The sequence below is a fragment of the Flavobacterium sp. genome (assembly GCF_044369455.1).
GTDB lineage: Bacteria > Bacteroidota > Bacteroidia > Flavobacteriales > Flavobacteriaceae > Flavobacterium.
The window spans coordinates 90,248-101,889 of sequence record NZ_JBIPLW010000007.1 but is presented as its reverse complement, the minus strand read 5'-3'; the positions used below and the strand labels follow the sequence as shown (position 1 = coordinate 101,889).

At 34.0% G+C, this 11,642-nt stretch carries 11 protein-coding genes; 7 read left to right on the top strand and 4 right to left on the bottom strand.

The genetic code is table 11. From position 1 onward, the window contains the following. Nucleotides 1–21 precede the first annotated feature (21 nt). Nucleotides 22–504 carry a GNAT family N-acetyltransferase gene (locus ACIQ2L_RS08550; protein WP_396157791.1) on the bottom strand — a complete coding sequence of 161 codons (483 nt, stop codon included), beginning with the start codon at nucleotides 502–504 and terminating at the stop codon, nucleotides 22–24. Nucleotides 505–611: 107 nt separating this feature from the next. Here ACIQ2L_RS08550 and fbp point away from each other — a divergent pair, with 107 nt between their 5' ends. From fbp to ACIQ2L_RS08530, 4 genes are all read left to right on the top strand, one after another. After that, complete coding sequence (fbp, locus tag ACIQ2L_RS08545; protein WP_396157790.1) at nucleotides 612–1,619, top strand: class 1 fructose-bisphosphatase; 1,008 nt, start codon at nucleotides 612–614, stop codon at nucleotides 1,617–1,619. A 250-nt stretch (nucleotides 1,620–1,869) separates the two neighbouring features. Continuing rightward, the gene (locus tag ACIQ2L_RS08540; RefSeq protein WP_396157788.1) at nucleotides 1,870–2,463 is read left to right on the top strand and encodes a HupE/UreJ family protein; all 594 of its coding nucleotides are present in this window, start codon (nucleotides 1,870–1,872) and stop codon (nucleotides 2,461–2,463) included. Between the two features lie 208 nt (nucleotides 2,464–2,671). After that, nucleotides 2,672–3,100, top strand: coding sequence for a deoxycytidylate deaminase (locus tag ACIQ2L_RS08535; protein WP_396157787.1), 429 nt, complete (start codon nucleotides 2,672–2,674; stop codon nucleotides 3,098–3,100). 40 nt (nucleotides 3,101–3,140) lie between these two features. Continuing rightward, the gene (locus tag ACIQ2L_RS08530; RefSeq protein ID WP_396157785.1) at nucleotides 3,141–4,709 is read left to right on the top strand and encodes a S41 family peptidase; all 1,569 of its coding nucleotides are present in this window, start codon (nucleotides 3,141–3,143) and stop codon (nucleotides 4,707–4,709) included. Here ACIQ2L_RS08530 and ACIQ2L_RS08525 read toward each other — a convergent pair whose 3' ends face one another. Genes ACIQ2L_RS08525 through panC form a run of 3 tightly spaced genes read right to left on the bottom strand, consistent with a single transcriptional unit; the run spans nucleotide 4,710 to nucleotide 6,895 of the window. Then, complete coding sequence (locus tag ACIQ2L_RS08525) at nucleotides 4,710–5,675, bottom strand: YbhN family protein (RefSeq protein ID WP_396157784.1); 966 nt, start codon at nucleotides 5,673–5,675, stop codon at nucleotides 4,710–4,712. Nucleotides 5,676–5,681: 6 nt separating this feature from the next. Then, nucleotides 5,682–6,032 carry an aspartate 1-decarboxylase gene (panD, locus tag ACIQ2L_RS08520; protein ID WP_396157783.1) on the bottom strand — a complete coding sequence of 117 codons (351 nt, stop codon included), beginning with the start codon at nucleotides 6,030–6,032 and terminating at the stop codon, nucleotides 5,682–5,684. 14 nt (nucleotides 6,033–6,046) lie between these two features. Then, entirely contained in the window at nucleotides 6,047–6,895 is an 849-nt protein-coding gene (gene panC / locus ACIQ2L_RS08515) for a pantoate--beta-alanine ligase (RefSeq protein ID WP_396157782.1), read from the bottom strand. A 106-nt stretch (nucleotides 6,896–7,001) separates the two neighbouring features. Here panC and ACIQ2L_RS08510 point away from each other — a divergent pair, with 106 nt between their 5' ends. Genes ACIQ2L_RS08510 through glmS form a run of 3 tightly spaced genes read left to right on the top strand, consistent with a single transcriptional unit; the run spans nucleotide 7,002 to nucleotide 11,579 of the window. Further along, nucleotides 7,002–7,808 carry a glycogen/starch synthase gene (locus tag ACIQ2L_RS08510; RefSeq protein WP_396157780.1) on the top strand — a complete coding sequence of 269 codons (807 nt, stop codon included), beginning with the start codon at nucleotides 7,002–7,004 and terminating at the stop codon, nucleotides 7,806–7,808. Between the two features lie 19 nt (nucleotides 7,809–7,827). Continuing rightward, nucleotides 7,828–9,717 carry a DUF4270 domain-containing protein gene (locus ACIQ2L_RS08505; RefSeq protein ID WP_396157779.1) on the top strand — a complete coding sequence of 630 codons (1,890 nt, stop codon included), beginning with the start codon at nucleotides 7,828–7,830 and terminating at the stop codon, nucleotides 9,715–9,717. 11 nt (nucleotides 9,718–9,728) lie between these two features. Next, nucleotides 9,729–11,579, top strand: coding sequence for a glutamine--fructose-6-phosphate transaminase (isomerizing) (gene glmS, locus ACIQ2L_RS08500; protein WP_396157778.1), 1,851 nt, complete (start codon nucleotides 9,729–9,731; stop codon nucleotides 11,577–11,579). Nucleotides 11,580–11,642 lie beyond the last annotated feature (63 nt).

Here is an 11,642-nt window from a genome sequence, read left to right as displayed (position 1 = left end):
ATTTGGTTTTTTATTTTTTCGTTAGTTGGCTTTCAAATTTTCTAGAAAATTTGAAATGCCTCTTTCATCCATTTGTGCTACACGCCACTCTTCCAATATTTTTGCTCCTGATTTTTGATAAAATTCAATCGCTGATGTGTTCCAATCTAAAACAGCCCACTCAATCCGACGCACTCTGTCAATTTTTCCTTGCTCGATAATTTTAGTATACAATTCAAAACCCACGCCACATCCGCGCATTTCTTCTTTTACAATCAAATCTTCGAGATGTATTGTTTTGCCTTTCCAAGTGGAATAGCGGTAATAGTAAAGTGCAATTCCAACGATAGTTCCTTTTACTTCTGCTACGAAAGTATAAAACAAAGGATCCGCACCAAAACCGTCATTTTCCAAATCCGCTACAGTAACCTCAACAGCGTGAGGTTCTTTTTCGAAAGCAGCCAATTCCTGAATTAATTCAAGAACGGCTTTCATATCTTTTTTTTCTCCTTTTCGGATGTTCATTTGGGAAATATTTGGAACAAAAATACAATTAATAATTTCTTCGTGAAATAGATTTTTTCTTAGCCAAATTTATCGATATTTGCACAAACAACTACAACGATTTCGTAATGGAAGAACGCAACAAAACTCTAGGGGAATTTATCATTGAGAACCAAAAGGCACATCAATATTCATCAGGTGAATTATCCAAAATTATCAACTCCATTCGGTTGGCTGCCAAAGTAGTTAATTACAAAGTAAACAAAGCGGGTTTAGTTGATATTGTTGGTGCTGCTGGCGAACAAAACATACAGGGTGAAGACCAACAAAAACTAGATGTCTATGCCAACGATATTTTTATTCAAACCTTGATTAATCGTGAAATTGTTTGTGGTATTGCTTCAGAAGAAAGTGATGATTTCATTACAGTTCAAGGATTAGATGAAGGCCATAATAATAAATATGTGGTTTTAATGGATCCTTTAGACGGTTCTTCTAATATAGATGTGAATGTTTCTGTTGGAACCATCTTTTCGGTTTTCAGAAGAATTACACCTATAGGAACTCCGGTTACTTTAGAAGATTTTTTACAACCTGGAACACAACAAGTGGCGGCGGGTTATGTAATTTATGGAACCTCAACGATGCTGGTGTATACCACTGGTCATGGCGTGAATGGTTTTACATTAAATCCTGCCATTGGAACATTTTATTTATCCCATCCAAACATGCAATTTGCTAAAGATGGCACTATCTATTCCATTAACGAAGGCAACTATGTGCATTTTCCACAAGGTGTAAAAGATTATATCAAATATTGTCAGTTAGAAGAGGAAGATAGACCTTACACTTCTCGGTATATAGGAAGCTTAGTTTCTGACATACACCGAAACATGATTAAGGGTGGAATTTATATTTATCCGACGAGTTCTAAATCTCCAAAAGGAAAATTACGCCTACTCTACGAATGCAATCCCATGGCATTTATAGTAGAACAAGCCGGGGGAAAAGCCTCGGATGGTTTTGGTCGAATTATGGAAATACAACCCACCGAATTGCACCAAAGAGTGCCTTTCTTTTGTGGCAGTTTTAATATGGTAGCAAAAGCGGAGACGTTTATGTCTAAATATTGTTGAAAAACTCCGATTGCTCGTAAGTAATATGTACTCATATTCTGTTGCGGAAATTTCTAAACCTATGGCTAGCTTTTCTAAAAATCTTTTTCTGCTTTTTCCAAATCACAATAAGAAATAACTACTCTTATTATCGCTGAAAAATGACCTTTTTGATAACATAAATCAAAAAAAATATTTGCTAATTTTAGCTTTTATTTTTACAGCAAAACAAAATAAATTGTAAGTTTACATATCAAACTCCCAAATTACCATGTCAGATTTTTGGATCTATTTCATTATCGGATTAAAGCATGTGATGAGCATATTTGCCTACGATCATATTCTATTTCTTTTCGCCTTAACCGTACCTTATGAATTTAAATCATGGAAAAGAATACTAATCTTAGTATCCCTTTTCACTCTGGGACACACTTTAGCTTTATTTCTTTCTGTTTTCAATATTCTGACAATCAAATCAACTTTAGTGGAGTTTTTAATTCCAGTTACAATTCTCATTGCTGCATTTTATAACATCATTATAGCCGGAAAATCAAGTAAAAAAGACAACATCTCTTTTGTTGGATTTATTACTCTTTTCTTTGGAATTATTCATGGTTTGGGGTTTTCTAATTATTTCAATAGTATTCTTTCTGGAAAAGCTACTGACAAATTATTACCACTAATTGAATTTGCACTTGGTATTGAATCGGCACAAATTATTGTAGTAATTATTGCGCTACTTCTAAGTTATGTAATTCAAACTTTATTTAAATTCACTAAACGTGATTGGATATTGATGGTTTCTGCATTTACAGTGGGTGTGATAATTCCAATTCTAATTCAAAATGAAATTTGGTATAAATAACGTTATTAGAAGCGAAAGGTTTCGGTATATTTGCTAAGCTTACCAGCCTGCCGGCTGGCAGGTTCCCGCTCTACGCTATACTCAGCTGCCTTTCGTCATACTGGGTACCGCTTCGATCGGGGCTAGAAAAAACCCATTTGATGATCAGTATTCCTGAGATACTGACCCGAGCGATGCAAACTGACGCAGTAAACAAGTACAGTGTAAAATGAAAGAAAAAAAACAACTCAAATACGATATAGCCTATCTTAGAATCGCAGCCGAATGGAGCAAACTATCTTATTGCAAACGCAAGCAAGTTGGCGCCATTATTGTACGTGAACGAATGATAATTTCTGACGGTTATAACGGAACCCCAACCGGTTTTGAAAACTGCTGCGAAGATGAAGAAGGATTAACACAATGGTTTGTGCTTCATGCCGAAGCCAATGCCATTTCAAAAGTAGCACGTTCTACTCAAACGTGTGAAAATGCCACTTTGTATATCACGCTTTCTCCCTGTAAAGAATGTAGCAAACTCATTCACCAATCGGGCATAAAACGAGTCGTTTTTCAACATGGTTATCGTGACACAACTGGCCTGGAGTTTTTAGAAAAGGCAGGTGTAATTGTGAATCAAATTGAAGATTTGGGATAAATGATACCCAGAAACTAGTTTAGGAAAAATTCAGCATACGATGAAATCAAAAGGCATTTACCTTCCAATACTATTATTTGCATGCGTAGCCATGGGAATTATCATTGGCGGTATGATTAATTTTCCTAAAACAACAGTATCTAAAAACAATGCTCGTAAAGTGAAAATTGAACGTTTAATTGATTTTATTAACGAAGAATATGTTGACGAAGTCAATTCTGATTCTATTGTTGATAAGACGCTCAATAGTATCTTAGCTAATCTGGATCCGCACTCTATCTATCTTCCTCCAAGTGAACAATCATCTGAAGCCGAAATTATGAAGGGAGATTTTGTGGGTATAGGGGTTAATTTTTATATGTACAACGATACTGTAGCAGTCATAAAACCAATAGAAAATGGTCCTGCTGAAAAGGCAGGGATTGTTGCAGGAGACCGAATTTTATACGTTGATAAAACCAAAATTTTTGGGAGAAAATTGCCAACCGATAGTTTGTATAATAAACTAAAAGGGGCAGAAGGATCAAAAGTAGCTTTGACCATTTTTAGAAAAAGCATCAACAAAAAAATTAAAATTACCGTTGAACGTGCAATTGTTCCCATAAAAAGTGTAGACACCTATCTGATGCTTACGAAAACTTCAGGCTATATTAAAATCAATCGATTTGCAGAGAATACCTATGACGAATTCAAGGTTGGCTTAGAACAATTAAAAAAGAAAGGCATGACCACATTATTAATTGATTTGCGTGATAATGGAGGTGGTTATCTTGAAAAAGCGGTGGAAATTGCAGACGAATTTTTAAATGACAAAGAATTAGTTGTTTTTACCAAAAACCGTAAAGGAACTATTGAAAAAACATTTGCAACCGAAAAAGGTATTTTTGAAACGGGTAGACTTTTCGTTTTGATTGACGAAAATTCTGCTTCAGCTAGTGAAATTTTGGCGGGAGCCATTCAAGATAATGACCGAGGAACCATTGTTGGTCGGCGTTCTTTTGGCAAAGGATTGGTTCAACGTGAAATGGATTTTGATGATGGTTCAGCCGTTAGATTAACCATTTCGAGATACTACACACCAAGTGGACGTTCTATTCAAAAACCATATATCAAAGGAGAAGGAGAAAAATATAGTAACGATGGGCACTCCCGTTTTGAAAGTGGTGAACTTTATACAAAAGATAAAATAAAAATCGCGGATTCCTTAAAATTCAAAACAAAAAAAGGAAGAATTGTTTATGGCGGGGGCGGAATTGTTCCTGACATATTTGTTCCATTAGAGGTTAATAAAGGGGAAGAAAGTTTGGCGTATATTCTTACTTCAGGTATTGTGGGGCATTTTGTTTTTGAACAATTTGACAAAAATCCAACAGCATTTAAAGGGTTGCTATTTCACGACTTTTTACATAAAATGAAAAAAGACGACAGTTACATTTCGAAATTTGAAAGTTATTTGAAAACTGCTGGATTGGAAATGAAACTTAGCAACAATAAAACTTTGGTCAAAAAGTATATTACTGCAGAATTTGCTCGTCAATTATTTGGCGAAAGCCAATATTATGGTATCATTTTGAAAGATGACACCATGTTAAAAGCGGTGTTGAAATAATTACTTATTTTTATTTAAAATGGGCAAAAGTAAATACGAAATAAGACCCAAAAAAATAGCCAAAATAGTTTGTGAGGTCCAAACCAACCATCCGAAAGCAGTTCCAACATCCTTTGTGATTCCGTAAAGCGAAAAAATTAACGCAATAGAGAAAGGATAAGCGCCAAGCCCTCCATTAGAAAAACCAACAGCCAAGCTGCCAAAAATAAAGCCCATTATGACTACATCAAAACTAATTTCGGTTGTTTCTGGTAAAGCAAAAATGGCAACATAAAACATCATCAAGTAGGAAAACCATATAAAAAAGGAATGAAAAATATACTTCCATTTGTCTTTCATTTTATAGACTGTTGTAATACCTTCAATTAAGCCCGATAACTTTTTCTTGAGTTTTAAAATTATTTTCCACTCGGCATAAATCCATATTAAAACAAAAATGACGAAACAAAGCAGTCCAATAATTGCAGTGATAATTAAGGATTGTAGGGAAACATTATTGCTTAAAAGAAATTGATAAATTTTATCAAACTGAGAAACAAAACCAATAAAAACAAAAATAAAAAAGATAAGCAAATCTACTATTCGCTCGGCTACTATAGTGCCAAATGCTTTGTCAAAAGGAACGTCTTCGTATTTTTTTAGCAATGCTGCTCTAGAAATCTCGCCCGAACGAGGAACTGTTAGATTGACCAAATACGATACACAAACTGTTAAAAAATTTGAAGAGAATTTAGTTTGATAGCCCAAGTGATTTAATGCAAATTTCCAACGATAGGCTCTAGACCAATAGCCAACACAGGCAATAATAAGCGATAATAATATATAATAGTAATTTGCCTTTTGAAAACTTATTTTTATTTTTTCTATTTCATCAGAAGACAATGTGGTATACTGATAATAAATAATACCGATTCCTATGAAAAGAGGAATAAGAATAGTCAACCATTTGCCAATCTGATTTTTCAAAAGATTTTAGGTTAGGGTGTTGTCAGCTTCGTTAGGAAAAATCATCCATGGCTTGAATTTTTTTGCTTCTTCAAAATCCATTCTGGCATAGGACATGATAATAATTACATCTCCTTTTTGAACCTTTCTTGCTGCTGGTCCATTTAATGTAATCTCACCCGAATTTCTAATTCCTTTGATTACATAGGTTTCGAAACGCTCACCATTGTTTACGTTTACAATAGACACTTTTTCGCCCTCAATAATATTTGAGGCATCCATCAGGGTTTCATCAATAGTAATACTGCCAATATAATTTAAATCGGCACCCGTAACTTTTACCCTGTGAATTTTAGATTTTACTACTTCAATTTGCATGGCGCAAAAGTAAATTAATTTAATGAAATCGTGTCAATCAATCTGATTTTGTTAACAAAAACTGCGATAAAAGCGCGATATTTTTTATGAGGACTTTTTCTTATGCAAGGTAATAATGTAACTTCTTCGGCTATTTGAAAATATTCTAGTTCAAAATCAGGTTGCTTTATAAATTCCCTTTGGACAAATTCTGTGACTTCTTTAGCCGATTTTGAAACAAATCTTTTTTTTGCCTCTAGAATTGTTTTGTAAATAATGGCTGCTTTTTCTCGCTCTTTGTTAGTCAATCTTTCATTACGAGAACTCATAGCTAAACCATTGGATTCTCTGTAGATTGGACAACTTGTAACATTAACCTTTATTTTTAATTTTTCAACCAATTTTTTTACGATTTGCACTTGTTGAAAATCTTTCTCACCAAAGTAGGCATTGGTTGGTTTTACAATTTCAAAAAGCCGTTTAACTATGGTTGCTACTCCATTAAAGTGCCCCAGGCGAAACTTGCCTTCCATTTGATTTTCTAATCCATCAAAATCAAAATGTTTGGAAACTGTATTTCCTTCATAAATATCATCTACACTTGGCGCAAAGACAATAATATCGTCTGAAACCGTTTTGATTTTAGCCATATCTTCTACTAATGTTTTAGGGTATTTTGCTAAATCTTCGGCGTTATTAAACTGGGTTGGATTCACAAAAATGCTAATAACATTGATTTGGTTGTTTTTTAATGATTCTTCGAGCAAAGACAAATGTCCTTTGTGTAGCGCGCCCATAGTAGGAACAAAACCAATAGCTGTTGATTCGTTAGAAACAGAATTTAGATGAGCGGTTAATTCGTTTTGTGTGTTAAAAAGAAGCATCGGCTTTCAGTAAATGAGTTGCAAACTTACCATTTTCATAAATAACTGCATAAATTTTTGTACTTTTGCCTGTTTTTTATTGCCAATAAATAAAGTAGAATAGATTATGGAAGATAAGAGGATATTGTATGTATCATCTGAAGTGGTGCCGTATTTGGCTGAAAATGAGGTTTCTTTGATGTCGTATGACGTTCCAAAAATGATTAACGATCAAGGCGGACAAATAAGAATTTTTATGCCTAGGTATGGCAATATTAATGAAAGAAGACATCAATTGCATGAAGTTATACGATTATCGGGAATGAATTTGGTTGTTAACGACATAGATATGCCTTTAATTATCAAAGTCGCTTCTATTCCGAAAGAGCGAATTCAAGTTTACTTTATAGACAACGATGAATATTTCAAGAGGAAAGCCACTTTTAGTGATGAAGACGGCGTTTTGTACCCCGATAATGATGAAAGAGCCATTTTCTTTGCCAAAGGTGTTGTTGAAACGGTAAAAAAATTAAATTGGGTTCCCGATATTATTCATGTTCATGGTTGGATGGCAAGTTTACTGCCTATTTATATGAAGCATTATTATAAAGATGAAGCGTTGTTTTCTGAAACCAAAATTGTCACTTCTGTTTACGGACAGTCTTTTGAAGGTAATTTAGACAGTGAAATGATTAACAAAATAAAGTTTGATAACGTCCCTAATGACGCTATTCAAGAATTAGAAATACCCAATTACGAAAACCTTATCAAAGCAGCGATTAAACATTCAGATGCTGTTGTAATTGCCTCTGACAATGTAACGGCAAGTTTAACAAAATTTATAGAATCTTCAGGTAAACCTTTTTTACCTTTCGCCACGAAAGACAAATTCACAGAAGCATACACTACCTTTTACAAGGGCATGCTATCTTAAATAATATAGTTGCGTTTTTATGAATAAAAAATCATTTTTACAACCGTTTTTACTTGCAGTAATTGCTGTTCTTTTCGCTTCATGTGACAAAGATTTTAATGAAATTGGAACCAATATTATTGGTGACGACCATTTCAGCTTCGAAAAAAATACCGATGTTTCTATCAAAGCATTCAATCAAAAAATTGGTGCCGTTGCGTCTAATAATTTGCCCATTAACCCGCTTGGGTTTTATCAAAATCCCGCTTTTGGAACGACTCAGGCAAACTTTGTAACGCAAGTGGAGCTTTCTGCAATTAATCCAAAATTTAATAATACGGACCCTTTAGAATATGATATTTTACCTACTGTGCTTGATAGTGTTATTATGGAAGTCCCATATTTTAAAACTTTTATAAAAAAGGAAGATAAAGTTTCTACTTTTCGTTTGGATTCTATTTATGGAGCAACGCCATACGATCAAACTGCTTCCACTAGTAATTCAAAGTTTAGATTAAGTGTTTATCAATCCAATTACTATTTAAGAGATTTAGATCCAGGTCAGTCATTGTCTCAATTACAAGATTTTTATACCGATGAAAACACTACCATTGATAATAATAAAATTCCTGTTTTATTAAATGATTTACCTCCTTCTGATCCTCGTAATACTGACGGACATGAAAATAGTGCCTTTTATTTTGACAAAAGAGAACATAGAACGTCTGTTTTAGATGACAATAATGAACCGGTGTATACTAGAAGCGTCCCTTCGATGAGATTGCATTTAAACAACGCGGTTTTTGCTAATCTTATTCTAAATGCTCCTTCAGGAAAATTAGCCGATAATGCCACTTTTAAAAATTATTTTAGAGGACTTTATTTCAAAGTTGAAAACGGGGCTCCAGGCAACATGGCCATGTTAAACTTTAAAGGAGGGAAAATTACACTTTACTATAATGAAGATAAAAAGAAAACGGTTGGCACTACTGTAACTTTTGAAAGAGTAAATAAAACGCTTGCTTTAAATATGACCGGAAACTGTATCAGTTTATTACAAAATTCTAATGAGAGCGTCGATTATTTAAATGCAGCAAATAGTTCGAGTGAAGCCTCAAAACTTTATTTGAAAGGTGGCGAAGGATCGGTTGCGATTATCGATTTATTTGGAGATCCAGCGGATAGCAATTATGACACCTATAAATATGTAATAAAAAAGAACTCTAATGGAAAACCAATTGATGAAAATGATGTCATTATTCCTCTTGATATAAACGGAAACCCTACAACTGGTAATTATTTTATTTATACTAAAACCAATAGTCCAAATGGAATTTCTGATGAGCTTGACGATATTAGATATCCTTTAATTAATGACGCGCCTGGTCAAATATATCACTCCATAAAAAACAGATGGATGATAAATGATGCTAACCTTGTTTTTTATATTGCTAAAACAGACATGAGTGCTGCTAGCACTATTGAACCTGGTCGAATTTTTCTTTATGATTTAACTAACAAAAAGGCTTTGTTTGACTATTCCTTTGATTTTACGACTAATGCACTATTCCCAAAATTCAACAAAGGAATATTCGGAGGAATTTTACTTGATGATAAAGGTAAAATACTCAAACAAAAGAATAGTGATGGTGTTTTTGTAAATAAAGGAACTAAATATAAAATTAGGATAACTAATCATATTAGAAATTTAATTAAAAACGATTCTACTAATGTTCGACTTGGAGTCACAGTTACTGAAAACATTGCCAATATTGGGTTTTCAAAACTTAGAAATTCCAATAGTAATTTTAACAGAGTCCCTTCAATGTCAGTATTGAGCCCGCTAGGGACAATTTTATATGGTACAGGACCAAGTGCTCCTTCTAATGAAAAATTAAAACTTGAAATTTATTATACAAAACCGAATTAATACCTAAAATTATGTGTGGAATTGTTGGCTATATTGGATTTAGAGAAGCGTATCCAATAGTAATTAAAGGTTTAAAGAGACTTGAATACAGAGGTTATGATAGCGCTGGAATTATGTTATGTGAGGGCAACGACCTTAAAATTGTAAAAACAAAAGGAAAGGTTTCCGACCTTGAAGAAAAATCAAGTGGGATTTCCTCGTCTAAAGCAAGAATCGGAATGGGGCATACGCGTTGGGCAACTCATGGCGTTCCTAATGATATTAACTCCCATCCTCATGTTTCCAATTCGGGTAACATCGCGATAATTCATAATGGTATTATAGAAAATTATGAGCCATTAAAAAAAGAATTGCTAAAAAGAGGCTATTCTTTTACATCGGATACTGATACTGAAGTTTTAGTAAATCTAATAGAAGATGTAAAAAAGAAAGAAAATATAAAACTTGGAAAAGCAGTACAAATTGCTCTTAACCAAGTTGTCGGTGCCTATGCTATTTGTGTCTTTGACAAAGAAAACCCAGACGAAATTATAGTAGCAAGACTGGGAAGTCCTATAGCAATTGGTGTTGGTGAAGAGGAGTTTTTTATTGCCTCAGATGCGTCTCCATTTATTGAATACACTTCAAATGCTATTTATTTAGAAGATGAAGAAATGGCCATTGTTAGACTTCATAAACCTTTAAAAATTAGAAAAATAAAAGATGACTCTTTAGTTGATCCCTACATTCAAGAACTTCAAATGAACTTGGAGCAAATTGAAAAAGGGGGTTATGATCATTTCATGTTGAAAGAAATCTATGAACAGCCAAATGTCATTAAAGACACCTATAGAGGAAGACTTTTGGCCAACCAAGGAATAATTCAAATGGCTGGTATAGAAGATAATTTAGAAAAATTTCTTCATGCAGATAGAATTCTAATTGTTGCATGTGGCACATCCTGGCACGCTGGACTAGTTGCTGAATATGTAATAGAAGAATTTGCCCGAATTAATGTTGAAGTGGAATATGCTTCAGAATTTAGATATAGAAACCCAATAATCAATAAAAACGATGTGGTGATTGCTATCTCACAATCGGGTGAAACTGCAGATACTTTAGCTGCAATAAAATTGGCAAAGGAAAAAGGAGCGTTTGTATTTGGTGTTTGTAATGTTGTTGGCTCATCTATTTCGAGAGAGACTAATGCCGGAGCATACACACATGCCGGACCAGAAATTGGAGTTGCCTCTACAAAAGCATTTACTACACAAATCACCGTTTTAACGATGATTGCATTGCGCTTAGCCAAAGCTAAAGGAACTTTGTCAAACTCAGATTTTCATAGATACCTTCAAGAATTAGAAGTCATCCCCGAAAAAGTTGCTGAAGCATTGGCATCAACCAACGAAATGGCAAAAGAAATAGCAGTTAAATTTAAAGATGCTACTAATTGTTTATATCTTGGAAGAGGTTACAATTTTCCTGTGGCGCTTGAAGGCGCGTTAAAACTTAAAGAGATATCCTATATTCATGCTGAAGGTTATCCAGCAGCCGAAATGAAACATGGACCTATTGCTTTAATTGATGAGCATATGCCTGTTATTGTTATTGCTCCTAAACAAGGACATTATGACAAAATAGTTAGTAACATTCAGGAAATTAAATCTAGAAGCGGAAAAATTATTGCTATAGTGACCAAAGGAGATACTCAAGTAAAAGGATTAGCCGATCACGTAATTGAAATTCCAGAAACTTCAGATGCACTTTCCCCGCTTATCACCACAATTCCGTTGCAATTATTATCCTATCATATTGCTGTCATGAGAGGCTGCAACGTGGATCAGCCAAGAAATTTGGCCAAATCGGTAACCGTAGAATAAATTTTTAATTGAATCCAAAAAAAAGCGTGGCACAGTCACGCTTTTTTTGTGCTAATTTTTAGG